The sequence below is a fragment of the Streptomyces sp. NPDC127114 genome (genome assembly GCF_042677525.1).
Lineage (GTDB): Bacteria > Actinomycetota > Actinomycetes > Streptomycetales > Streptomycetaceae > Streptomyces.
In genome coordinates, this window is record NZ_JBHXTJ010000029.1 from 1 (window position 1) to 23,909 (window position 23,909).

The window sequence follows — 23,909 nt, forward strand, 5'->3', positions numbered from 1 at the left end:
CCGGAGCCATCGGCTCCGGGGGCCCGCCCTTGTCCGTCCTCGTGCCCGAGGAGGCCTCTCACGGCCCGCTCAGTCGCTCCAGGCCTCCGACTCCTCCAGGAACTCCTGGAGGGTGCCGAAGAGGCCTGGTGAGGCCGCCAGGGCCAGTTCGCCCGAGGCAGGTTCCCCGGGGCGGCCGCCGGTCAGGGCGCCCGCCTCGCGGGCGACGAGCACGCCGGCGGCGAGGTCCCAGGGGTTGAGTCCACGCTCGTAGTACGCGTCGACGCGGCCGGCGGCGACGTCGCAGAGGTCGATGGCAGCCGAGCCGCCGCGGCGGATGTCGCGGACGCGCGGCAGCAGCTGACGGACGATCTCGGCCTGGCGGGCCCGGCGGGCCTGGAGGTAGCCGAAGCCGGTGGCGACCAGGGCCTGGTCGAGCGCCGGCGAGGGCCGGACGGCGAGGCGCCGCTCGCCGAGCCACGCGCCGCCGCCGAGGACGGCGTGGAAGGTCTCGCCGCGCAGCGGCACCTCGACGACGCCGACGACGGTCTCCCCGTCCCGCTCGGCGGCGATGGAGACGGCCCACGTCGGCAGGCCGTAGAGATAGTTCACGGTGCCGTCCAGCGGGTCGACGACCCAGCGGATCCCGCTGGTGCCGGGAGTGGCGGCACCCTCCTCGCCGAGGAAGCCGTCGTGCGGCCGGTGCTCGGCGAGGAAGCCGGTGATCAGCTTCTCGGCGGCGATGTCCATCTCGGTGACCACGTCGACGGCGCTGGTCTTGGTCCTGGCCACGGTCAGGTCGTCCGGGCGCCCGTCGCGCAGCAGGGCGCCCGCCCGGCGCCCGGCCTCGAGGGCCAGGTCGAGCAGTTCGGACAGCAGGGTGTCGGTCACGCCGGGGTCTCCTTACGCGTACGGGCTGTCGGCGCCGGCCGCCGCCGGGCGCTCCGCGCGGGCGGGGCAGCAGCCGATCGGGCACAGGTCGTGGGAGGGCCCGAGGGCGCCGAGGGCGCAGCGCTCGACGCGCTGTCCGCGCTCGGTCGCGGCGCGCTCCAGGAGGAGCTCGCGGACGGCGGCGGCGAACCGCGGGTCGGCTCCGACGGTCGCCGAGCGCCGCACCGGGAGTCCCAGTTCGGCGGCCTTGGCGGTGGCCTCGGTGTCGAGGTCGTACAGGACCTCCATGTGGTCCGAGACGAAGCCGATGGGGACCATGACGGCGGCGGGGGCCCCGGCGGCGTGCAGCTCCTCCAGGTGGTCGCAGATGTCGGGCTCCAGCCACGGGATGTGCGGGGCGCCGCTGCGGGACTGGTAGACGAGCCGCCAGGGGTGCTCCACGCCGGTCTCCTCGCGGACGGCGTCGACGATCAGCCGGGCCACGTCGAGGTGCTGCTTCACGTAGGCGCCGCCCTGTCCGTGGTCGGCGACGGGGCCGGAGGTGTCGGCGGCGGAGTCCGGGATGGAGTGGGTGGTGAAGGCGAGGTGGGCCTTGGCCCGCACGGACTCGTCGAGCTCGGCGAGCGAGGCGAGGACGCCCTCGACCATGGGGCGGACGAATCCGGGGTGGTTGAAGTAGTGCCGGAGCTTGTCGACGCGGGGCAGCGGCAGCCCTTCCGCCTCCAGCTCGGCGAGCGAGTCCGCCAGGTTCTCCCGGTACTGGCGGCAGCCGGAGTAGGAGGCGTAGGCGCTGGTGGCGAGGACGGCGATGTGGCGGCGGCCGTCGGTGATCATCTCGCGGAGGGTGTCGGTCAGGTAGGGCGCCCAGTTCCGGTTTCCCCAGTAGACCGGCAGGTCGAGGCCGGTCTCGGCGAAGTCCGCGCGCAGGGCGTCCAGCAGGGCGCGGTTCTGGCCGTTGATGGGGCTGACGCCGCCGAAGAGGAAGTAGTGCCGGCCCACTTCCTTCAGCCGTTCCTTGGGGATGCCGCGGCCGCGGGTCACGTTCTCCAGGAACGGGACCACGTCGTCCGGGCCCTCCGGGCCACCGAAGGAGAGCAGCAGCAGGGCGTCGTACGGGGCGGGATCGAGCTCGTCGGACATGGCACCGATCCTCCCACCCGGCGCTGACAGCCGTGGGCTCGGCCCGACCGAAAAAAGTGAGTGACCGAACCAGTTCAACGCCGTAGGCTTTAGCTATTAATTACACGTGCTTGCGCGGACGGCGCGGACACGTGCGGTCTGCATGCCTCGCCCGAGCCCGGAGATCTCCTTGTCCAGTCCCTATCGCGCGATCTTCGCGGCCCCCGGAACCAGATCCTTCTCGCTCGCCGGCTTCGTCGGCCGGATGCCGCTGTCCATGATGGGCATCGGCATCGTGACCATGATTTCGCAGGTCACGGGGCGTTACGGGCTCGCGGGCGCGCTGTCCGCCGCGCTCGCCATGTCGGCCGCCGTGCTCGGCCCGCAGATCTCCCGGCTCGTCGACCGCTACGGCCAGCGCCGGGTGCTCCGCCCGGCCACGCTGTTCTCGCTGTCAGCGGCGGCCGGACTGCTGCTGTGCGTGAAGTTCGGGGCCCCGGACTGGACCCTGTTCGTGTTCACCGCCTGCGTCGGCACGGTGCCGAGCCTCGGCGCGATGACCCGGGCCCGCTGGGCGGACATCTACCAGGGCGAGGCACAGCGGCTGCACACCGCCTACTCGTGGGAGTCGATCGTCGACGAGGTGTGCTTCATCTTCGGGCCGATCCTCTCGATCGGCCTGTCGACCACCTGGTTCCCCGAGGCCGGGCCGCTGCTGGCCGGCGTCTTCCTCGCCGTCGGCGTCTTCTGGCTGACCGCGCAGCGCGCCACCGAGCCGGCCCCGCACCCGCGCGAGGCGCACTCGGGCGGCTCCGCGCTGCGCTCCCCCGGCCTGCAGGTCCTGGCGCTCGCCTTCGTCGCCACCGGCGCCATCTTCGGCTCGGTGGACGTCGTGACCGTCGCCTTCGCCGAGGAGCAGGGGCACAAGTCGGCGGCAAGTCTGGTTCTGGCCGTCTACGCGCTGGGCTCCGGTGTGGCCGGCGCGGTCTTCGGGCTGCTCCGGGTGAAGGGGCAGCCGTCGGTCCGCTGGCTCGTCGGCGTGTGCGCGATGGCCGTGAGTATGATCCCCCTCCTACTGGCCGGGAACCTGCCGTTGCTGGCCGTGGCGCTCTTTGTCGCGGGCCTGTCCATCGCGCCGACGATGGTGACCACGATGGCCCTCGTCGAAGCGCACGTACCGCGCACCAAGCTGACCGAGGGCATGACCTGGACAGGGACCGGGCTCGCCGTCGGTGTGGCGCTCGGCTCCTCGGCCGCCGGCTGGGTGGTCGACGCGTCCGGGGCGGAAGCGGCGTACGTGGTGCCCGTCGTCTCGGGCGCGCTCGCGGTCGCCGTGGCACTCCTGGGCCACCGCCGGCTGCGCACGCCGGCGCCGACGCGGGAGGGGCAGCTTGAGCAGGTCGACGACGCAGCCGCAGCGGTGGGGGAACACCGGGACGGCCAGCAGCACGTGGCGTAACTGGGCCGGGAACGTCACCTCCCGCCCCGTACGGGAGGTGAGCCCCGCCTCGGCCGAGGAGGTCGCCGACGCCGTGCGCCGGGCCGCCGAGGACGGCCTGCGGGTGAAGACGGTCGGCACCGGCCACTCCTTCACCTCGATCGCCGCCACCGACGGCGTCCTCATCCGGCCCGGACTGCTCACCGGCATCCGCCGGATCGACCGCGAGGCGATGACCGTGACCGTCGAGTCCGGCACCCCGCTGAAGCGGCTCAACGTGGCGCTGGCCCGGGAGGGCCTGTCGCTCACGAACATGGGCGACATCATGGAGCAGACGGTCGCCGGGGCCACCTCCACGGGCACGCACGGCACCGGCCGCGACTCGGCCTCCATCGCCGCCCAGATCCGCGCGCTCGAACTGGTCACCGCCGACGGCCGCCTGATGACCTGCTCGAAGACGGAGAACCCCGAGGTCTTCGCCGCCGCCCGGATCGGTCTCGGCGCGCTCGGCGTGGTCACCGCCGTCACCTTCGCCGTGGAGCCGCTGTTCCTGCTCGCCGCGCGCGAGGAGCCGATGTCCTTCGACCGGGTGACCTCGGAGTTCGACGCGCTGCACGCGGAGAACGAGCACTTCGAGTTCTACTGGTTCCCGCACACCTACAACTGCAACACCAAGCGCAACAACCGCAGCGCGGGCCCCGCGGCCCCGGTGGGCAGGGTGAGCGGCTGGGTCGAGGACGAGCTGCTGTCCAACGGGATCTTCCAGCTGGCCTGTTCGCTGGGCCGGGCGGTGCCGCCGGTCATCCCGGCGCTCGCGAAGGTCTCCAGCCGGGCGCTGTCCGCCCGTACGTACACGGACATCCCGTACAAGGTCTACACCTCGCCGCGCCGGGTCCGCTTCCTGGAGATGGAGTACGCGCTGCCGCGTGAGGCGGCGGTGCCGGCGCTGCGCGAGCTGAAGGCGATGATCGAACGCTCACCACTGAAGGTGAGTTTCCCGGTGGAGGTGCGTACGGCGCCGGCGGACGACATCGCGCTGTCCACGGCCTCGGACCGGGAGTCCGCGTACATCGCCGTGCACCTCTACAAGGGCACGCCCCACCGCGGCTACTTCACCGCGGTGGAGCGCATCATGACGGCGCACGCCGGGCGCCCGCACTGGGGCAAGGTGCACACCCGGGACGCCGCCTACTTCGAGAAGGCCTATCCGCGCTTCGCCGAGTTCACGGCGCTGCGCGACCGGCTCGACCCGGACCGGCGCTTCGCCAACGACTACCTGCGCCGGGTCCTGGGCGACTGACGGTCACTCGGCTCCGTCGCCGGCGGGCGCCTGGGCGGTGGACGGAGCCGTCGACGGGGTGGCGGGCGGCGTCGCGGGCGGCGCGGTCGGCGCGGTCGGCGGGGTCGAGCCGCCGTCGGCGGGCTCGGTCGACGTCGAGGGCGTCGGACCCGGGGTCGGCGTCCCCGAACCGGGAGTACGGTCCGGCGTCGGCATCGGCGTTTCGCCGGCGCCCGGCCGCTCCTCCCCGCCGCTCCCGGGGTCGGGCGTCGAGGACGGCGTTCCGCCCGTGGAAGGCCGCTGCCCGCTCCCGCCGCTGCCCTCGCCGCGGACGGCGGAGCCGAAGGTCGTGGCGCCCTTGGTGCCGCCGAGGTCCTGACCGGAGGTCAGCTCGTACGCGGTGATGCCGCCCATGGCGACCAGGAAGACCACGGCGGCGCCGAGGGCGGAGCGCTTCCAGCCGCGGACCCGGGTGCCGTGGGTGGTGGGCTCGCCGAACGCCTCGCTGTACGACGCCGGGGCCTGCGCCGGGGCCTGACGCGCTTTCGGCCTGGCGGCCGTGGTGGCCTCGCGCATCTGCTCGCCGGTGCGCTTGAGGACGTGCTGGAGGACCGGGCCGCCGCAGGTGGCGATGACACTGATCACACCGGCGCCGAGGATGGTGCCGTAGACGCCGAGGGTGGAGGCGAGCTTGGCGGCGAGGACGGCCGCGAGCGCACTGCCCACGACCTGAGGAAGGCTCAGGTCGAACCGTTTCTTCTTCTCTTCGGGCATGTCCCTTCCCAGCGTGTTCATCTGTTCCACCGTGCACCCGGAAGGGACAAATGGGCGGCGGGATTAGTTCCGTTTCTGGTGGTTCTGTGAAGAGGGACACGCGGTCGAGGGCATAGCGGAGACTCAACTCCCGAACCGCCCGAGAAGTTGGGCGGCGCGCCGGTCCACCCAGGTGGCCCGAATGGAGTACTGTGGCGAGCCCTGGGTCCGGATTCCCTCACGGGTGTCCGGAATCGACGGAAGGGGGCCGAAGGTGGCACTCGAACCGGCGGCGCCGCGGCACCGCACGGAGCCCGCGACACAGCGTGACGGCCAGTCACTCTGCGTCGCAATCAGGTAACCGTGCCATAACGGCGTTCCAGGGTCCATGCCCGACACGCCGGGCAACTCGGCAGGGTTGTGGCAGGCTGCACCCGGGCAGGCCACACTCGACTAGCGGAAGCAGCGACGCACGTGACGTCGGCAGGCACCACCCGGGAGGTTCCCATGCCCGAACTGCGTGTCGTGGCCGTCTCGAACGACGGCACACGACTGGTGCTGAAGGCTGCTGACAACACGGAGTACACACTTCCGATCGACGAGCGGCTGCGGGCCGCCGTCCGCAACGACCGTGCGCGGCTCGGCCAGATCGAGATCGAGGTCGAGAGCCACCTCCGCCCCCGCGACATCCAGGCCCGGATACGTGCCGGTGCCTCCGCGGAGGAGGTCGCGCAGCTCGCCGGAATCCCCGTCGACCGGGTACGGCGCTTCGAGGGCCCCGTCCTCGCGGAGCGCGCGTTCATGGCGGAGCGGGCCCGCAAGACCCCCGTGCGCCGGCCGGGCGAGAACACCGGACCCCAGCTCGGCGAGGCGGTGCAGGAGCGGCTGCTGCTGCGCGGCGCCGAGAAGGACACCGTGCAGTGGGACTCGTGGCGCCGCGACGACGGCACCTGGGAGGTGCTGCTCGTCTACCGCGTCGCGGGCGAGGTGCACACCGCCAGCTGGACGTACGACCCGCCCCGGCGGCTCGTCCAGGCCGTCGACGACGAGGCGCGGGCGCTGATCGGCGAGACCGACGACACGCTCGCCGCGGTGCCGGAGCCGAGCTTCCCCTTCGTCCCGCGGATCGCCCGGCTGCCCCGGGACCGGCCGCTGGACCGCGCGCTCGACCGCCAGATCGAGCGGACGCCCGCGCCGGCTCCCGAGCCGGAGGAGGAGCGCGACTCGCTGACCAGCCTCCTGGAGGCGGTGCCGAGCTTCCGCGGCGACATGGTGGTGCCCGAGCCGTCCGACACGGAGCCCTCCGACGAGGTCGAGGCGGAGGAGCCGCCCGCGCCGGCCGCCTCGGCGGGCGCCGGCTCCGCGTACGCGGACGTCCTGATGCCCCGCGCGGTCTCGGGCCATCGCGACCGCCTCATCGGCACGACGGACCGCCAGGCCGAGGCGGACGGCGTCCGCCCGGGCCGGAGGGCGGCGGTCCCGAGCTGGGACGAAATCGTCTTCGGCACCCGCCGCAAGAAGCAGGACTGACGCCGCGGCGAGCCTGCGCTCGTCCGGAACCGCCTTCGCGGCGCGCCTGGGCTCGTGGGCCCGCGCCGTCGTGGCGCGCCTGCGCCATGCCAGGCCCACCGGCCGGCCGACAGCGGTCGACTCGTACGGACAACCTGCCCCCAGGGCGGCGCCGCCCTGCCGGGCATTCGCCCGCCCCATCCCCGTGGTGGGCATCCGTCCCGACGTGCGCGACGAACGCCCCCCAACGGTGGTCCGGCTACTGCGGGTCCGGGCCCGTGGCGACCGGGCGGGACGGGTCCGAGGACCATTCGGACCAGGAGCCGGCGTAGAGGGCCGCCGGGAAGCCGGCCAGGGTGAGGGCGAGGACCTCATGGGCGCCCGACACCCCCGAGCCGCAGTAGACGGCCACGTCCGTGTCCGGCGTCGCGCCCAGCGCGGTGAAGCGGGCCGCCAGCGCCTCCGGCGGCAGGAAGCGGCCGTCAGGGCCCACGTTCTCCGTCGTCGGGGCCGACACCGCGCCCGGGATGTGGCCCCCGACCCGGTCGATGGGCTCCACCTCGCCGCGGTAGCGCTCACCGGCGCGCGCGTCGAGCAGCAGACCCGAGCGGGCCAGGGACGCCGCACCGTCCGCGTCGAGCAGCCCGAGCGCGCCCGGCCGCGGCTCGAAGTCGCCCGGCGCGGGCTCCGGCACGTCCTTGGACAGCTCGCCGGTCCACGCGGCGAGACCACCGTCCAGGACCCGGACGTCCGGGTGTCCCGCCCACCGCAGCAGCCACCACGCGCGCGCCGCGCCCCAGCCGAGACCGCCGTCGTAGACGACGACCGGGGTGTCCGCCGAGACACCCGCACGGCGCATCGCGGCACCGAACTCCGACACGTCCGGCAGCGGGTGGCGCCCGCCGGTCCCGGGCGGGCCGGCGAGCTCGGCGTCCAGGTCGACGTACACGGCGCCGGGGATGTGCCCGGCCTCGTACTCCGGCCGTCCGGGCGGGCCGCCGAGGGTCCAGCGGACGTCCAGGAGGACCGGCGGCTTCGCCCCGGTCGATTCGCTCACGAGTTCGCTTACGGAGATGATGGGCTTCATGGGTGCCATCCTCGCGCAGCCCGCCCCCTGAGAACGGCACCCGCCGGAGAATCGTCCGGGGCGCGCGGCACGCTCCCCGGTGCAACCATCGGGAGGGGGACGGACGCCGGCGCATGTGTATGGCGGGTGCAGCGCGGGCAGGACCCGGGCCGGAAGCCTCGTACGCCCCACCGGCCCCGCCGGCCCCTGGTGTACGGCCACTGGCGAGAAAAGAGTGACGGATGACCGAGGGCACTCGGCGTACACCCGGCACACCCTGTTGGGTGAGCCTGATGGTGCACGGACTTGACGCGACGTGCGAGTTCTACGCCGCGCTGTTCGGCTGGGACTTCGTGCCGGGGCCCCAGCAGCTCGGCCCGTACGTGCGCGCGCTGCTCGACGGCCGGGAGGTGGCCGGGATCGGCCAGCTGCCCCCGGACCGACATCTGCCGATCGCCTGGACGCCCTATCTCGCCACCGACGACGCCGACGAGACCGCGGAGAGCATCCGCTGCTGCGGAGGCACGGTCGCCGTCGGTCCGCTCGACGCGGGCGAGGCGGGGCGCATGGTGATCTGCTCGGACCCGGCGGGCGCCGTCTTCGGCGTGTGGCAGGCCGACGCCCACCACGGCACGGCGGTGGCCGGACCGGCCGGCACACCGGTCTGGAACGAACTGCTGACGTACGAGACCGCCTCGGTGGGCAAGTTCTACCGGACGATCTTCGCCTACGAGATCGAGCCGGTCGTCTCGGCCGACTTCGACTACCTCACCCTCCACCTCGACGGCCGCCCGGTCGCCTCGCTCCACGGCGTGGGCTCGGCGCTGCCCCGTGACCGGGGGGCGCACTGGATGACGTACTTCGAGGTGGACGACGTGGACGCCGCCGCCCGGCTGGTCGGCGAGCTGGGCGGCCAGGTCCTGCGGCCGCCCCGCGAGGGCACGGCGGGCCGGCTCGCCCTGGTGACGGATCCGGAGGGCGCCGTCTTCACACTCGTACGGTCGGCCGACCGCCCCTCCTGAGCGAATTCCGGTCGACGCGTTTGGACGAGGCCCCGGTCGCGCGACCGCTACGCCCGCGCGAGCGCCCGCAGCTCCAGCTCCGCCAGGCGCTCCGCCGGGAAGTGGAGCTCCAGGCCCGGCTCCCCGCCGTGCTCCGCGATGTACCCGGCCGTCTCCTCGCGCAGGGCCGGGTGGGCGGTGGGACGCATGCAGTAGCCGACCGCGCGGACCAGCGGGGCGAGGCTCTCCGGCGCGGCGCCGGGCACGGCGGGCGCGGTGTCGCCCTCCAGGTCCGGCACCACGTGGCCGACGACCGTGAGCGGGACCCGGTTGCTGTTCTCGTACGGCGTGAGCCGGGCGAGGACCATGTCGGTGCCGACCCGCGCGACCGGAACGCCGTAGTAGACGGCGGCCGTCAGCATGGCCGTGGAGAAGCAGCCCACGACGAGCTGCGGGCGGCAGCGTTCGTAGTAGGTCTCGGCGAGCAGCGGACCGTCCAGGACGGTGAGGGTGACGCCGGTACGGGCGGCCTCCTCGTGCAGCGCGGTGGAGTAGCTCGCCGGGGCCGTCGGATGCGGCTTGAAGACGACGGATCGGTGGCCCGCCGCGGCGGCGCCGCGCAGCATCCGCACGTGCAGTTCCTCTTCCTCCTCGCCGGTGAGGATCCCGAGGACGGCGAGGTACTGGCCGAGCAGCAGCGCCGTGGGCGCGGCGGCCGCCGCCGCGGCGAGCGCGGTGTTCTCCGCGGAGTCCCGGGAGGCCTCGGCGATCTCCCGCAGCACCGAGCGGAAGGCGTCGTCGGCGACGAGCTCGGCGCCGACGCCGTACTCGGTGAGCAGCAGCGGCCGCAGGCCCGGCACCAGGTCGAGGTGGAGGACCCGGCGGATGCGGCAGGCGATGGACTGGGGCAGCTCGTCGCGGGTGGGACCGTAGCTCATCAGGCCGTCCGCGTAGACGTGGACGGAGCTCTCGGCGAACACCGCGGCGAGCGCCTTGGCCGGGTTGACCTGGATGGACTCCACGACCAGCTCGACGGTCGCGGTACCGAGGTCCCAGGCGGTGCGGAAGACCCGCTGCCAGAGCGGGGACTCCTCCGGGCGCGGGGCCCAGGAGCTGGGGTGGTGCGGGTGCACGGCCTCGTTCCAGTCGACGACCTGGGCGAAGCGGGCCGCGATCCGCTCGTACCCGGTCATCGTCTCCAGGCGAACGGCGGTCTCGGGGACCTCGGCGTTGTTCGAGACGAGCAGGACGCGCCGGGCGTCGCCCGGACCGCCGAACTGGCCGGCGTCGATCGCGGCGGCCACGGTCGCGGCCCCGTACAACGTGGACACCTGGAAGATCTGGACCCGGTCCGCGGCGGGCCGGGGGCTCGGCGTGGCACCCGTGGTCGTCGGCATGGTCAGGCTGCCTTTCCGGTGTCGCGCAGGCTGCGGAGCAGGGTGCTGCGGGGTGTGTCCATGGTCGCGAGGGTCTCGGCGAGCACCTGCTGCGGCATCCGGCGCAGGGCGTCGGTGACGTCGCGGCGAAGCCGCTTCGTCACGGCCGGCTCGTACTGGTCGGCCTTCGCCATGTGGAAGGCGATCATCGCGCAGTAGGTCCGGACGGCCTTCGGCAGGAAGCGGTCGGCGTCACGGTCCCGGGACACCTCGTCGAGCAGCAGGTCGTAGGACGGGATGAAGTCCAGCTGCCGGTTGTCGGTGATCTGCGTCAGCGAGGTGGTGACGCCGCGCCGGTAGAAGACGCCGTGCAGCGAGAGCGCCGCGTAGCTGGTGGCGGTGAGGTGCAGCCGCCAGATCCAGAGCCGGTCCTCGGCGGTGCGCAGCTTCGTCTCGAAGCGCGAGGCGCCGTTCTCGAAGAGCCGGGCGCTGTAGACGCCGAACGGTACGAACGGGTAGTCGACCATCGTGACCATGCTGGACGGGGCGATGCCGTCCCGGGGGTCCATGACGGCGTCGCGCACCTTCGCCGGCGCGTAGCGGATCTGCCGGGTGCGGGCGGTGGACAGGACGTGGTCGGTACGCGCGAAGTCGCAGCCCAGGCGGTGGATTCCGGTCACCATGGCCCGGAGGTGTCCGGGGGCGTACCAGTCGTCGCCGTCGAGGAAGGTGATGTAGTCGCCGGTGGCCGCGTCGATTCCGGTGTTGCGCGCCTGGGCGACGCCGAGGTTGGTCTCGTGACGGATCACGGTCGCCTGCGGGATGCGGCTCTTCCAGCGGTCGAGGAGGTCCGGCGTCTCGTCGGTCGAGTGGTCGTCGACCAGCAGGAACTCGGTGTCGTCGTCCGCGTTGTCGGCGAGACTGCGCAGGGTGTCGGGGGCGTAGGGCCCGACATTGTGGAAGGGCACGACGACGGACAGTTTCGGCACTCGGAGATCACCAACTCGCTTATCGGTACTGGTCGGGCAGGCTAGACGGAGGTCTTCTCCGTTGAACGAGCCATGTGTGCACGGACGGTGAACTCTTCCCGTCCGTGGGGTTCACGCCCGCGAGGGCGGCGGTGGAGCAGCGCGGTCACGAGCAGCGCGAGGAGCGCCGCCGCCCCGACCGCTCCGCCGAGCCGCAGGCCGGGCGGCCGGAACGAGCAGGTCACGGAGGTGGCCCTGCCGTCCAGCGGGACGGCGAGCAGACCGAGGCGGCTGCGCGCTGGCGCGAGGGGCGCGTCGCCTGCGGCGCAGCGCCAGCCGGAGATCCGGGGTACGGCGAGGACGGCGGTGCCGGTGCTGCCCGCGGGCAGCTCGGCGGTGATCGTGTGGCCGGTGGTGCGGACGGAGGTCGCACCACCGGCGGTCAGGGCCCGCACCGCTGTGTCGAGCCGGTGCTGCTGCAGGCAGCCGATGGGGCGGGCGGGGAGCTTGAGCGGGGGCGCCGCCTGGGCTTTGCCCGCCGCCGTGGACGTGGCCTCGGCCTTCCCCCGGCCCTTCGGGTGGAGGTCGACGCGCACGGTGCCGGAGGCCGGGACGGTGCCGAGCCGCTGCATGGGCGCGAGGACGGAGGGGAGCTTTCCGGCGTACGCCACGGCCGGAGCGCCGCGGCCGTCGGCGAGGGCGGCCGTGCCCTGGTACTCGGGCGCCCAGAACCAGACCTCGGAGCCGGCCGGGCAGCTTGCGGTCAGGGTGGTGGCGGTGCCGTCGGGCGCGGCGGTACGGACCGGGGCGGCCGGCACCGCGTACACCTGGTGGCCGAGCATCCGCTCCTGGCGGGTGAAGGCGGACTCGGGTGCGCCCCGCGGCGGCGCCGGCGTGCGCGGGTGCACGGTGACGAGCGGCGGCACGGGTGTGTCGGTGACGGTGATCGCGGCCTCGGGGAGCCGGTCGAGCGCGAGCGGACCCTCGGGGGTGGAACGCATCCGGGTGCCGATGGAGAAGATCGCGTCGGTGACCGGGCTGTCGAGGCTGACCGGGTGGCGGCCCTTGGCGTAGTAACCGAAGCCGAGCCCGGCGAGCGTGCGGGAGTACGTGTCGGAGGTGAGGCTGCTGTAGTAGTCGGCGCCCTCGCCGCCGACCAGGAGGACGTCGTTGCCGCCGGGCACCTCGCCGGGGTCGGTGCGGTGGCGCGGCCAGGCGTCCTTCTCGGTGACGGCGGCGGCCATGTCGGTGTGCCAGGGACCGATCCGCGGCGCCCAGGAGACCTTGGCGAGCTGCTGCTCCTCTATGCGCTTGCCGGTGACCAGGGTCTCGCCCGCCTGGGCGGCGAGCAGCAGGCCGACGGCGAGGACGGGCAGCAGCCGACCGGCGGGCCGCGCCGGCGACGGCCCGCCGTTCGCTCCGAGGCCTGCGGCCAGGGCGAACACGGCGGCGAGGAGCGCGAGGACGGCGGCGCCGGCGACGGCCGGGTAGGTCCAGCGGTCGATGTCGGCGCTGTCGTTCGCGGCCCGCGCGATGAAGGCGAGCAGTCCGGCGCCGCCGAGGAGCGCGGCGGGCCGGGGCAGGCCGCGCGCCACGGACAGCCAGGCGGCCATGAGCAGCAGCCCGCAGAGGACGAAGGTCTGGCGGTACGGGATGCCGTTGGGCGAGGCGCCCGCGTGCCAGAGCAGATGGGTCGGCTCCCACTGGAGGGAGAGGGTGACCAGCACGATCGCCGTGGTCCAGCCGGTGCGGACGCGGGCGGCGACCGCGGTGTTGAAGGGCAGGGTCAGCGCCAGCGCCAGGGCGGGCGTGCCGATGAAGAGGGCGGGCGTGGCGACGCTCGCCGTGGCCGGCAGGAAGCGGGCGAGGACGTCGGTCCAGGCGGCCGGGACGAAGGGCGTGGGCGGGGTCGGGTCGGCGGTCTTGGTGCCGAGCAAGATCACGAGGACGAGCGGGGCGGCGAGTCCGACGCCGATGGCGACGGTACGGGCGGCCCGCAGCAGCGCACGGAGCCGCGGGCGCGACGGACGGGGCCGGTTCGCACCGGCGGGGACCTCGGCCCAGGTCTCGCTGCCGGTGCCGAGCCGCGTACCGGCACCCGTGCCCGGGGCGGTGCCGGCACCTGAGCCCGTGGCCGTGCCGGTGTCGTCGGTGGTGAGCAGCCTGAGCACGAGGACGACCGCGGCGCCGATGGTGGCCATGTACGCGGTGTAGAAGTTGGCGAACCACGCGACGGCGACGACCAGCGGCCCGAGGACCGGGCGGCGCCCCTTACGGGCCCACTCCCCCACCATGCAGAGCAGCGGGAAGGCCACCAGGCCGTCGAGCCACATCGGCACGCTCGCGCCGTAGTTGAAGGTCCAGCCGGACAGCGCGTACGCGGTGCCGAGGATCGCGGCGACGGGCCAGGGGCCGCGCCGCAGGGTGAGGAGCAGGGCCGCCATCGCCGCGCCCGCCGTGGCGATCTTGAGCGCGGTGATGACGTACAGGGCGAGTTCGGGGCGGTCGGCCGGGAAGAGGACCACCAGCAGGTCGAACGGGCTGCTCAGATACGTGCCGAAGTCGCCGAGGAAGTTCGCGCCGAAGCCCGAGGACCAGTTGAGGAAGAGATCGCCGTCGGTGTCGCCGAGGAGCAGCTTGCGCCAGTAGACGTGGTACGGCAGGTACTGCTGGCCCAGGTCGACGATGTTGCGGGTCCGGGGTCCGAGCGGATGGCTCCCGGCGAGCCGGCCGGCCAGGCAGAACAGCAGGCCGGTGAGCAGGGCCGCACCGGCCGCCGCCCGGAGCCGAGGCCGGGACGGTCGGGACTCGGTCTCGGCTGCGGGTGGCACACGTCCTCCAGAGGCGGTTCGGCTCGGCCCGCGGTGCCGGCCTGCGGGCGCCACGCGGTCCGATCGTCGTAGAGACGCATTACCTCCGAGCCGTGCGACCTTCGGCCGATCGGAAGGAGGTCCCCGGGCACACCTCAGGTGAACAGCCGGTGCCCCGACCGGGCGCGTACGGCGAGGCGTGTACGGCGGGGAGCGTCCGACCGGGCGCGCAGGCACGGCGCGTACGCCGGGACGCGCACGACCGGGCGCGCACGACCGGGCGCGCACGACCGGGCGCGCACGCCGGGGCCCGTACGACCGACCCGTACGACCGGCCCGTACGATGCCGAGTCATGAGCACCGTCGGCCGACTCGTCGTCATCGTCCTGTTCGAGGGCGTCGATCTGCTCGACGTCACCGGACCGCCGGAGGTCTTCGCCCTGCTGCGCCGTGAGATCGACGACCCGACGGGCTACGAGGTCGTCCTCGCCGCGGCGTCGAAGGAACCGGTCACCACCTCGGCCGGCGTCCGTATCCTGCCCGACATCACCTTCGAGGAGGCGGCCGCCCGGAGGATCGACACCCTCATGGTTCCCGGCTCGGTCGAGACGGACGCCGAGCGGCGGGTGCGGGCGCTCGTCGACCCGGAGGTGGTCACCTGGGTGAAGACCCTGGCCGCGCGGACCCGCCGGGTCACCTCCGTCTGCGTCGGCGCGCACATCCTGGCCGCTGCCGGGCTGCTCGACGGCAAGCGGGTCACCACGCACTGGTCGACGGCGGGACAGCTGGCCGCCGACCACCCGGCGGTGGAGGTGGACGCCGATCCGATCTTCATCCGCGACGGCGACGTGTGGACGGGCGCCGGGATCAGCTCCTGCCTGGACCTGTCGCTCGCGCTCGTCGCCGACGACTTCGGCGAGAACACGGCGCTGCGGGTGGCCCGGCAGCTGGTGATGTACCTGAAGCGGCCCAGCGGCCAGAGCCAGTTCAGCGTGCCGCTGGAGCCCGTCTCCACCACCCGGCGGGTGGAGGACCTGCGCCACTACGTCACGCGCCATCTGGACGCCCGGCTGACGCTCGCGGACCTGGCCGAGGTCGCCCACGTGAGCGAGCGTCAGCTGACCCGCATCTTCAAGTCGGAGCTCGGTACGACGCCGAGCGCGTACGTGGAGTCGGCGCGCGTCGAACGGGCCCGCATCCTGCTGGAGTCGACGGACGCGACCCTCGACCGCATCACCACCACCTGCGGGTTCGGCACGACGGACACGCTCATACGGGCGTTCCGGCGCAGGCTCGACACGACGCCGATGGAGTACCGGCGCCGCTTCCGGGCCGTACCGGGCTGACGGACCGCCTCGGCGGCGGGTCCGCGGGTCCGCCGCGTCAGCGACGGCCGCCGCCCGGGGCGCGGCCCAGGGCCGCCACCGCAAGGGCGCCGACGGCGAGGGCCGCGCCCAGGTAGAGGACGGCCTCGATGCCGGAGCCGTCCGCGGCGAGGCCTCCGACGAGCGCCCCCAGCGCGATCGAGCCGTTGAACACACCGACGAAGAGTGCGGACCCGGCCTCGCGGGCGCCGGGGGCCGCCACGAGCAGCCAGGTCTGGGCCGCCACCGAGACCCCGCCGTACGACAGGCCCCAGACCGCGAGCAATACCGTGGCCGTGGCCACCGAGCCGCCGGCCAGGGGCATCAGGCCGACCGCCGCGGCCAGGACCAGGCTGATCACCAGGAGCACTCCGCGCGGACAGCGGGAAGCGCCCGCACCCGCGGCGAAGTTGCCGAGCACGCCGGCGACGCCGTACACCAGCAGCAGCGTGCCGACCACGGGCGCACTCGCCCCGGAGATCTCCTCCAGGGCGAGCCGTACGTACGTGTAGGCGGCGAAGTGCCCGGTGACCAGGAGCGCCACCACGCCGAGCCCGGTGGCCACCCGCGGGTCGCCGACGAGCCGCATCACGCCGCCGAGCCCGATCTCCTGCTCGGCGGGCAGCTTCGGCAGCAGCACCGCCAGGGCCGACAGCACCACCAGCCCGAGTCCGGCGACGGTGAGGAACGCCGTGCGCCAGTCGGCGAGTTCGCCGATGTACGTGCCGGCCGGCACGCCGATCACCGAGGCCACGGCGATGCCGCTGAAGACCAGCGAGGTCGCCGGGCCCACGGACGTGCCCGGCACCAGTCGTACCGCGAGACCGGCCCCGAAGGCCCACACTCCGCCCATGCCGATGCCGACCAGGACCCTGGCCGCCACCATGACCGCGAAGTGCGGGGACCAGGCGGCCAGCAGGTTGCCGGCGATCAGCACCGCCATCAGGCCGCACAGCACCGGGCGGCGGTCGAAGCGGCCGAGGGCCGGGGTGAGCAGCGGTGCGGACACCGCACCCACGAGACCCGTGACGGTCAGGGTCAGACCGGCCGTGCCTTCCGTCACGCGCAGTGCTCCACCGATGGGCGTGAGCAGGCCCACCGGCAGCATCTCGGCCGTGACCACGGTGAACGTCGCGCCGGCGAGGGCGGCCACGGCGGGCCAGCCCCCACGACGAGGACGGGGGACGCCCGGGGCCACACCTGCGATTTCCTGTGTCTGTGCCATGACTTCAGCCAACCGGCCGCGACCTGCGGGAACAACGGCCGTTCTCTCATGCTTCGATGAGTGGGGCTCATCGATCCGGATGGGCGGCACCCGACGGGAGGGGAGGCATGAGCCGTCTGGAGATCCGCGAGCTGGAGGCCTTCCTCGTGCTCGCCGAGGAACTGCACTTCGGCCGGGCGGGCGAGCGGCTGTACGTGTCGCAGAGCCGCATCAGCCAGCTGCTCCGGTCGCTGGAGGGCCGGATCGGCGCTCGGCTGGTGGAGCGGACGAGCCGCCGGGTGGCTCTGACGCCGCTGGGCGAGTCCTTCCTGGCGTCGCTGCGCCCGGCGTACGAAACGCTGCGGGCAGCCGTCGACGAGGCCCGGGCGGCCGCCCGGGGCCACGACGGGGTGCTGCGGATCGGGTTCCAGGGGACGGTGGACGACGGTCTGGCCCGGGCCATCGCGCTGTTCGGGGCGCGCTTTCCGAGGTGGGCGATCGAGGTGGCGGAGATCGCGTTGTCCGATCCGTTCGGGCCGGTGCGCCGCAGAGAGGTGGACTGCGCGGCGGTGCTGCTGCCGGTGGCGGAGGAGGACCTGCTCGTCGGGCCGGTGTTCTCCCGGCAGCCGCAGACCTTGGCGATCTCGGCCCGGCATCCCCTCGCAGGGCGGGAGTCGGTCTCGGCGGAGGAGCTGGCGGGCTGCCGGCTGATCGGCATCCACGACTCCGCACCCGCTTACTGGCGCCTGGCACAGGCCCCCCGCGAGACGCCGGGCGGCCTGCCGATCCCCGCCGGGCCCCTGGTCAACACCCTCCAGGAGGGCCTCTCGCTCGCCGCTGCGGACCAGGGAGCGATGCTGCTCTGCCGCTCGACGGCCGACTACCACGGCCGACGCGGCTCCCTCGCGTTCGTCCCGGTCCGTGGCCTTTCCGACTCCCTGCTCGGCCTGGTCCTCCGCCGCGGGAACGGGACCCCTCAGGCCGATGCCTTCGCGCGGGCGGTCGGTGAGACCTTGGGCGAGGAGACGGTGTGACGGAGTGAGGGGACTCACCGGCCGGTTGCTGGTTCCTGGCTCCTCGCTCCTGGCAGTCAGGTAGGTACGCAGGCGGTCGGCGGGGCGGGCAGCGGGCTGGGACGCGACCCCGTGCGCCTAGGACGCGTCCGGGACCGGCAGGACGTCCGGCGACAGGGCCGCGGCACGGGCGGTGGCGGCGGTCATGCGGCGCCGGTGGTGGCGCCGGCACAGCACCTCGTAGCCGACCTCGTCGCCCGCGTTGACGTCGCCGACCACGACCTGCGCGCCCTCGACGACCATCTCGCCGCCCACGGTGCGCGCGTTGTGCGTGGCGCGGGCGCCGCACCAGCACAGGGCCTCGACCTGGAGCACCTCGACCCGGTCCGCGAGCTCGACGAGCCGCTGCGAGCCGGGGAACAGCTTGGAGCGGAAGTCGGTGGTGATGCCGAAGGCGAAGACGTCGAGTTCCAGGTCGTCGACGACGCGGGCGAGCTGGTCGATCTGCTCGGGCGCGAGGAACTGCGCCTCGTCGGCGATGACGTAGTCGCAGCGGCCGCCCTTGGACAGATGGGCGACGAGGTACGCGTAGAAGTCGAAGCCCTCGGCGGCCTCGACGGCGTCGGTGACGAGGCCGAGCCGGGAGGAGAGCTTGCCCTCGCCCGCGCGGTCGTCCCGCGTGAAGATCATGCCCTGGAGGCCGCGGGCGGAGCGGTTGTGTTCGATCTGAAGAGCGAGGGTGCTCTTTCCGCAGTCCATCGTTCCGGAGAAGAACACCAGCTCGGGCATGGGAGGTCGAGGACCTTTCGGGTCGGAGGAGGGAGGAGGGGGCGGACAGGGAGGCGGAGGCGGTGACGGAGACGGAGACGGAGGCAGGGGGCGGAGGCCGGTCGGGAGGTGGGGCGGGAGGCGGGTCGCGGCGCGTGCATCCAGGAGGTCCCGTCCGGCCCGGCGGCCCGTCGCCTCAGGAGCGTACTTCGAGCAGGGGGACGAGCTGCTCCGCCGCGGTCATGGAGCCGTGCATGCCCGCCATGGCGGACTCGTTCGGCTCGTTGACGGAGGCCGTGATGGCGAGGTCGTCCTGGGCGGCGGCGACCACGTCGCCGATGCGTCCGTACACCCGCTCGTCGATCCGGTCGCCGAACCAGCCGAGCGCGATGGCCTCGTCGCGGCTCGCGACCCAGAAGCGGTCACCGAGGACCTCCCGCCAGCAGGTGAGGACGTCCGCCTCGGCGCCGGGGACCGCGTAGACGTGCCGGGCCCGGCCCTCGCCGCCGAGCAGGGCGACGCCGGCGCGCAGCTCCCAGTCCTCGTCGAAGTCGATCCGGTGGTCCTCGTCGAAGGGGATGTCGACCATGCCGTGGTCGGCGGTGACGTAGAGGGCCGCGCGGGGCGGGAGCTGCTCGGCGAGCCGCTGGACCAGCCGGTCGACGAACATCAGCTGGCCGCGCCAGGCGTCGGATGCGACGCCGAAGCGGTGTCCGGCGCCGTCGAGCTCGCTGTAGTACGTGTAGACGAGGGAGCGGTCGCCGGCGGCCAGCTGCTCGGCGGCGACGTCCATCCGCTCCTCGCCGGAGAGCCGGCCGTGGAAGGTGCCGCCGCTCAGCGCGATCTTGGTGAGCGGGGTGTCCTGGAACGCCGGGGAGGAGACCTGCGCGGTGTGGATCCCTGCCTCGTCGGCGAGCCGGAAGACCGTGGGGTACGGCTGCCAGACGCGCGGCGAGGTCCAGGGCTTCCAGCGGAGCTGGTTCATCAGCTCGCCTGTGTCCGGGTTCCGCACGGTGTAGCCGGGCAGCCCGTGGGTGCCGGGGAACTGTCCGGTGCCGACGGAGGCGAGCGAGGTCGCGGTGGTGGCGGGGAAGCCGGCGGTGAGCGGGCGGCCGGTGCCGCCCCGGGAGGTGGCGAGCAGCGAGGTCAGATACGGCGCCTCGTCCGGGTGGGCCTTGATCTGCTCCCAGCCGAGCCCGTCGATGAGGAAGACGCAGTTGCGGTCGGCGGGGCCGAGCTCGGTGATCCGCGGCTCGAAGCCGGGCACTCCCTGTCCGGCGACGAGCGTCGGCAGCAGGTCTGCCAGGGAACCGCTGCCGTATGCGGGGACCGGTGCGGTGGCGGGGTCGAGCGGCACCGGCTCGTCCGGCCAGCCCTGGGCGACGGCGGCGGGCTGGGCCATCAGCGGGCGGCCGGGGTCGTCGCGGTGGCCTCGGAGAGCGCCTGGGCGAAGGCGAGGGTCTGCCGGACGGTGTCCGGGCCGTCGCCGGCGTCGCTGACCCGGAGGCTGAGGTCGTCGGCGGTGGAGTTGCCGGTGTAACCGTGGTCGGCGTCGCAGTTGGGGTCGCCGCAGGCGGCCGGCTCCAGGTCGATCCGGGAGACGGCGCCCCAGCCGATGGTGAGGACGACCTCGCGGGGCAGGGTGCCCGGGGTGTACGACTCGGGGTTGGAGACGACGCGGCTGACGACGACCGAGGAGATCCGGTCGAGCTTCACGGACTCGGTGGACGTCGTGGCGTACGGCGTCGGGGAGCTGGTGTCGGCGGCCTGCTCGTCGGTGTGGCTCACGATGAAACGGTTGGCCGTGAGGACGAGGACGGTGACGTGGCGCCGGACCTCGTTCGCGTCGAAGGTCGTCTCCTGGTGGACCACGTACGACGTGACGGCCTCGCCGCCGACGGCGGACTCCACCGCCTCGGCCACGAGGGCCGGGTAGTAGCCGCTGCGCTCGATCGCCGCGCGCAGCCCCTGGGTCGTCGTACCGGTCTTCGCCATGGGCTCCATCCTACGGGGCTGCGGGCCCCCCTCCGGCCCTCCCGCGGCGCTCGTCGGCTCGGTCACGGGCGGGGTCAGTAGCTCGGGAGGCGGCGCGGGCCGAGGTCCGTGCGCGGCGGGGGCGGGGCGAGGCGGACGGTGGCGCCGAGGACGGAGAGGCCGCGCGGGGCGACGACGACGGGTTCGAGGGAGACGGCGACGACCTCGGGGTGGTCGTCGACCAGCCGGGAGACCCGCAGCAGCAGTTCCTCGAGGGCGGGGGTGTCGACGGGGGCGGAGCCGCGCCAGCCGAAGAGGAGCGGGGCGGTGCGGATGGAGCGGACGAGTTCGGCGGCGTCGCGGTCGGTGGCGGGGACGAGCCGGTGGGACATGTCGCCGAGGAGTTCGGAGGCGGCGCCGGCGAGCCCGAAGGAGAGGACGGCGCCGACGGCGGGGTCGATCGCGGAGCGGACGACGGTGTCGACGCCTCGCGGGACCATCGCCTGGACGACCGGCTGGAGCTCCTCGGGCTTGCCGAGGGTGTCGGTGAGCTCGTCGTAGGCGGTGCGCAGCTGTTCCTCGGTGGCCAGGTCGAGGCGTACGCCGCCGAGGTCGGGGCGGTGGCGGAGATGGGGCGCGGTGGTCTTGAGGGCGACGGGGAAACCGAGCCGGGCGGCAGCGTGTACGGCCTCGTCGGCGCTGGGTGCGGGCAGCGTGGGCCTGACCTCGATGCCGTACCGGCCGAGGAGCTCTCTGGTGTCGGCACCGCCGAGGGTGACGCCGCGTTCGTCGGCGCCGGGCGCGCCGAGGGCGCGGTCGACGAGGGCCGCGGCGCGTGGCTCGTCGATCCGGTCGAACTCCGGAACGCGTCCCGGGTCGGCGGCCTGGCGGCGCCACTGGGAGTAGCGGACGGCCTCGGCGAGGGCGCGGACGGCGCGCTCGGCCGCCGGATAGGCGGGAATGACGCCGGGCTCGGGCGCGAGGCGCGACGCCGGGGCCGCGGCTCCGGCTGCGGATGCGGCGGGTCCGGCTCCGGCCGCGGCGGGCCCGGCGGGGGACGCAGGCGCGGAAGGCCTGCCAGGCGTCGCGGGCGCGGCGGACCCGGCAGGCGTCGCGGGCCCAGCGACCGGTGCGGGCGTCGCGGGCGGGGCGGACCCGGCCGTGGGTGTAGCAGGCGTAGCTGCTCCGGCAGCCGCCGCAGGCCCGGCGGGCCCCGCCACCGGTGTCGCGGCGGGCCCCGCCGTCGGCGTCGCTGGGCGGGTGCGGGTGGCCTCGGACAGGGCGTCGGCGAGGGCGCCCATCTCGACGTGGACGACGACGACCGGCTTCGCCGGTCCGGGGCCGGGTGCGGCGGTGACGGCGGAGCGGAGGGCGGCGGCGAGGACCTCGCTGTCGCCGGACTCGGTGGCGCCGTTCTCGCCCACCCAGGGGATGGCCGTGACGACGACGGCGTCGCAGGCGTCGTCGGCCAGGGCGGCGGTGAGCGCGGCGCGGAAGTCGGCGGGCGTGGCGCCGGTGGTCAGGTCGACGGGCCGCAGCGGGCGCAGCCCTTCGGTGAGGCAGGCGTCGTACGTGAGCAGGCCGAGGGACTCGGAGTTGCCGAGGATCGCGACCCGCGGGCCGGCGGGCAGCGGCTGCTCGGCGAGGAGGAGGCCCGCGTCGACGAGCTCGGTGACGGTGTCGACGCGGATGACGCCGGCCTGCCGCAGCAGCGCGGAGACGGTGGCGTGCGGGATCCGGGTGACGGGGACGCGGTGGCCGGGCGGGGCGCTGCCGCTGTGCCGTGCTCCCTTGACGACCACGACGGGCTTGACGGCGGCGGTCCGGCGGGCGAGCCGGGTGAACTTCCGCGGGTTGCCGATGGACTCCAGGTAGAGGAGGACGACGTCGGTGGCGGGGTCGTCGTACCAGTGCTGGAGGAGGTCGTTGCCGGAGACGTCGGCGCGGTTGCCGGCGGAGAGGAACGAGGACAGGCCGGCTCCGCGCCGGTGGAGGCCGGCGAGCAGGGCGATGCCGATGGCGCCGGACTGGGTGAACAGCCCGATCCGTCCGGTGGCCGGCATCTGGGGCGCGAGGGAGGCGTTCAGTCGTACGGGCTCGGCCGTGTTGATGATCCCGAAGGCGTTCGGCCCGATGATCCGCATCCCGTACGAGCGGGCCTGGCGGACCAGGGCGCGCTGGCGCTCGCGGCCCTCGGGCCCGCTCTCGGCGTATCCGGCGGACAGGACGACGAGGCCGCGGACGCCGTGTTCGCCGCAGTCGGCGACGGCCTCGGGGACGCGCTCGGCGGGGACGGCGACGACGGCGAGGTCGACGGGCTCGCCGATGTCGGCGACGGAGCGGAAGGCGGGCACGCCCTCCAGCTCGTGCGGGCGGCCCTCCTCCAGCGCGGCGTTCACCGCGTGGACGCGGCCGGTGTAGCCGCCGTCGAGGAGGTTGCGCAGCACGGTGCGGCCGACGCCGCCGGGCGCGCGGCCGACGCCGATCACGGCGACGGAGCCGGGGGCGAGGAGCCGCTGGACGGACCGGGCCTCGGCGCGCTGTTCGCGGGCGCGCTGGACGGCGAGCGAGCGGTCGGTGGGCTCCAGGTCGAGGTGGAGGCGGACGGAGCCGTCCTCGAAGCTGCGCTTCTGGGTGTAGCCGGCGTCCGTGAAGACCTTGATCATCTTGGTGTTGGCGGGCAGCACCTCGGCGGCGAACCGGCGGATGCCGCGTTCGCGGGCCACCGCCGCGATGTGTTCGAGCAGTGCGGAGGCGACGCCGCGGCCCTGGTGGGCGTCCTGGACGAGGAAGGCGACCTCGGCCTCGTCGGCGGGTGCCGAGGCGGGCCGGCCCAGCTCGTTGATGCGGTCGTAGCGCACGGTGGCGATGAACTCGCCGCCGACGGTCGCCGCGAGCCCGACCCGGTCGACGAAGTCGTGGTGGGTGAAGCGGTGGACGTCCTTGGCGGAGAGGCGCGGGTAGGGCGCGAAGAAGCGGTAGTACTTCGACTCGTCCGACACCTGCTCGTAGAAGCTGACCAGGCGCTCGGCGTCGTCGGCGGTGATGGGCCTGATGCGCGCGGTGCCGCCGTCCCGGAGGACCACGTCCGCTTCCCAGTGGTCGGGATAGGCGTGCTCCGGCTCCCCCGACTGTTCCGACGCGCTCTGCATGGGGCAAGCGTACGGCCGGGGTACGACAGTGGCACCGGCCGTGCGGGGCACGGTCCCGCGCGGCGTACGGCCGGGGTACGACAGTGGCACCGGCCGTGCGGGGCACGGTCCCGCGCGGCACCGGCGCACCGCTCGCGCCCGAGGTTCACGCCGTGCAAGGTAGGGAGGGCCGATCGGCCGCCGGCCCCGGGCCGAAGGTCGGTACGAGCATGTCGTCACCCGTGAGAGACTGGTCTAGACAACCG

18 protein-coding genes are annotated in these 23,909 nt (G+C 74.1%); 6 read left to right on the forward strand and 12 right to left on the reverse strand.

Going from position 1 to position 23,909, the window contains the following annotated elements:
- Positions 1 to 69 precede the first annotated feature (69 nt).
- Entirely contained in the window at positions 70 to 870 is an 801-nt protein-coding gene (locus ACFVGS_RS25820) for an inositol monophosphatase family protein (RefSeq protein ID WP_385693795.1), read from the reverse strand.
- A 12-nt stretch (positions 871 to 882) separates the two neighbouring features.
- Complete coding sequence (locus ACFVGS_RS25825) at positions 883 to 2,010, reverse strand: ferrochelatase (RefSeq protein ID WP_384415090.1); 1,128 nt, start codon at positions 2,008 to 2,010, stop codon at positions 883 to 885.
- Positions 2,011 to 2,179: 169 nt separating this feature from the next.
- On the opposite strand from ACFVGS_RS25825, the gene ACFVGS_RS25830 reads away from it, so the two are divergent.
- Both ACFVGS_RS25830 and ACFVGS_RS25835 read left to right on the forward strand, forming a co-directional pair.
- Positions 2,180 to 3,448, forward strand: a complete 1,269-nt coding sequence (locus tag ACFVGS_RS25830; protein WP_385693796.1) for an MFS transporter — start codon at positions 2,180 to 2,182, stop codon at positions 3,446 to 3,448.
- Positions 3,381 to 4,727: a D-arabinono-1,4-lactone oxidase gene (locus ACFVGS_RS25835; protein WP_385693798.1), complete on the forward strand. Its 1,347-nt coding sequence runs from the start codon at positions 3,381 to 3,383 to the stop codon at positions 4,725 to 4,727. The genes ACFVGS_RS25830 and ACFVGS_RS25835 overlap by 68 nt, the downstream gene beginning before the upstream one ends.
- Positions 4,728 to 4,730: 3 nt before the next feature.
- On the opposite strand, the gene ACFVGS_RS25840 is transcribed toward ACFVGS_RS25835, so the two are convergent.
- Complete coding sequence (locus tag ACFVGS_RS25840) at positions 4,731 to 5,501, reverse strand: hypothetical protein (RefSeq protein ID WP_385693800.1); 771 nt, start codon at positions 5,499 to 5,501, stop codon at positions 4,731 to 4,733.
- 432 nt (positions 5,502 to 5,933) lie between these two features.
- Between ACFVGS_RS25840 and sepH the strand changes: the two genes are divergently transcribed.
- Positions 5,934 to 6,989 (forward strand): septation protein SepH, encoded by a 1,056-nt coding sequence (sepH, locus tag ACFVGS_RS25845; protein WP_384415101.1) that lies wholly within the window; start codon positions 5,934 to 5,936, stop codon positions 6,987 to 6,989.
- A gap of 238 nt (positions 6,990 to 7,227) precedes the next feature.
- Here the strand turns inward: sepH and ACFVGS_RS25850 are convergent, their stop codons facing one another.
- Positions 7,228 to 8,055: a sulfurtransferase gene (locus tag ACFVGS_RS25850; protein WP_385693802.1), complete on the reverse strand. Its 828-nt coding sequence runs from the start codon at positions 8,053 to 8,055 to the stop codon at positions 7,228 to 7,230.
- A gap of 221 nt (positions 8,056 to 8,276) precedes the next feature.
- On the opposite strand from ACFVGS_RS25850, the gene ACFVGS_RS25855 reads away from it, so the two are divergent.
- Positions 8,277 to 9,056, forward strand: coding sequence for a VOC family protein (locus tag ACFVGS_RS25855; protein WP_384415107.1), 780 nt, complete (start codon positions 8,277 to 8,279; stop codon positions 9,054 to 9,056).
- Between the two features lie 47 nt (positions 9,057 to 9,103).
- Here ACFVGS_RS25855 and ACFVGS_RS25860 read toward each other — a convergent pair whose 3' ends face one another.
- Genes ACFVGS_RS25860 through ACFVGS_RS25870 form a run of 3 tightly spaced genes read right to left on the reverse strand, consistent with a single transcriptional unit; the run spans position 9,104 to position 14,210 of the window.
- Positions 9,104 to 10,432 (reverse strand): polysialyltransferase family glycosyltransferase, encoded by a 1,329-nt coding sequence (locus ACFVGS_RS25860; protein WP_385693804.1) that lies wholly within the window; start codon positions 10,430 to 10,432, stop codon positions 9,104 to 9,106.
- A 2-nt stretch (positions 10,433 to 10,434) separates the two neighbouring features.
- Positions 10,435 to 11,400, reverse strand: coding sequence for a glycosyltransferase family 2 protein (locus ACFVGS_RS25865; RefSeq protein WP_384415112.1), 966 nt, complete (start codon positions 11,398 to 11,400; stop codon positions 10,435 to 10,437).
- Between the two features lie 41 nt (positions 11,401 to 11,441).
- Positions 11,442 to 14,210 carry a YfhO family protein gene (locus ACFVGS_RS25870; protein WP_385693806.1) on the reverse strand — a complete coding sequence of 923 codons (2,769 nt, stop codon included), beginning with the start codon at positions 14,208 to 14,210 and terminating at the stop codon, positions 11,442 to 11,444.
- A 332-nt stretch (positions 14,211 to 14,542) separates the two neighbouring features.
- On the opposite strand from ACFVGS_RS25870, the gene ACFVGS_RS25875 reads away from it, so the two are divergent.
- Complete coding sequence (locus tag ACFVGS_RS25875; RefSeq protein WP_384415117.1) at positions 14,543 to 15,535, forward strand: GlxA family transcriptional regulator; 993 nt, start codon at positions 14,543 to 14,545, stop codon at positions 15,533 to 15,535.
- 37 nt (positions 15,536 to 15,572) lie between these two features.
- Here the strand turns inward: ACFVGS_RS25875 and ACFVGS_RS25880 are convergent, their stop codons facing one another.
- Entirely contained in the window at positions 15,573 to 16,778 is a 1,206-nt protein-coding gene (locus tag ACFVGS_RS25880; RefSeq protein WP_385693808.1) for an MFS transporter, read from the reverse strand.
- Between the two features lie 107 nt (positions 16,779 to 16,885).
- On the opposite strand from ACFVGS_RS25880, the gene ACFVGS_RS25885 reads away from it, so the two are divergent.
- Entirely contained in the window at positions 16,886 to 17,791 is a 906-nt protein-coding gene (locus tag ACFVGS_RS25885) for a LysR family transcriptional regulator (RefSeq protein WP_385693810.1), read from the forward strand.
- A 117-nt stretch (positions 17,792 to 17,908) separates the two neighbouring features.
- Here ACFVGS_RS25885 and ACFVGS_RS25890 read toward each other — a convergent pair whose 3' ends face one another.
- From ACFVGS_RS25890 to ACFVGS_RS25905, 4 genes are all read right to left on the reverse strand, one after another.
- Entirely contained in the window at positions 17,909 to 18,559 is a 651-nt protein-coding gene (locus ACFVGS_RS25890) for a thymidine kinase (protein ID WP_384415126.1), read from the reverse strand.
- Between the two features lie 175 nt (positions 18,560 to 18,734).
- A complete protein-coding gene (locus ACFVGS_RS25895) occupies positions 18,735 to 19,940 on the reverse strand; it encodes an alkaline phosphatase family protein (RefSeq protein ID WP_384415129.1) in 1,206 nt (401 codons plus the stop codon).
- On the reverse strand, positions 19,940 to 20,533 hold the full coding sequence (locus tag ACFVGS_RS25900) for a DUF5998 family protein (protein WP_384415131.1): 594 nt from the start codon (positions 20,531 to 20,533) through the stop codon (positions 19,940 to 19,942). Before ACFVGS_RS25900 ends, ACFVGS_RS25895 begins: the two co-directional genes overlap by 1 nt.
- A gap of 74 nt (positions 20,534 to 20,607) precedes the next feature.
- Positions 20,608 to 23,664, reverse strand: a complete 3,057-nt coding sequence (locus ACFVGS_RS25905; protein ID WP_385693813.1) for a GNAT family N-acetyltransferase — start codon at positions 23,662 to 23,664, stop codon at positions 20,608 to 20,610.
- Positions 23,665 to 23,909 lie beyond the last annotated feature (245 nt).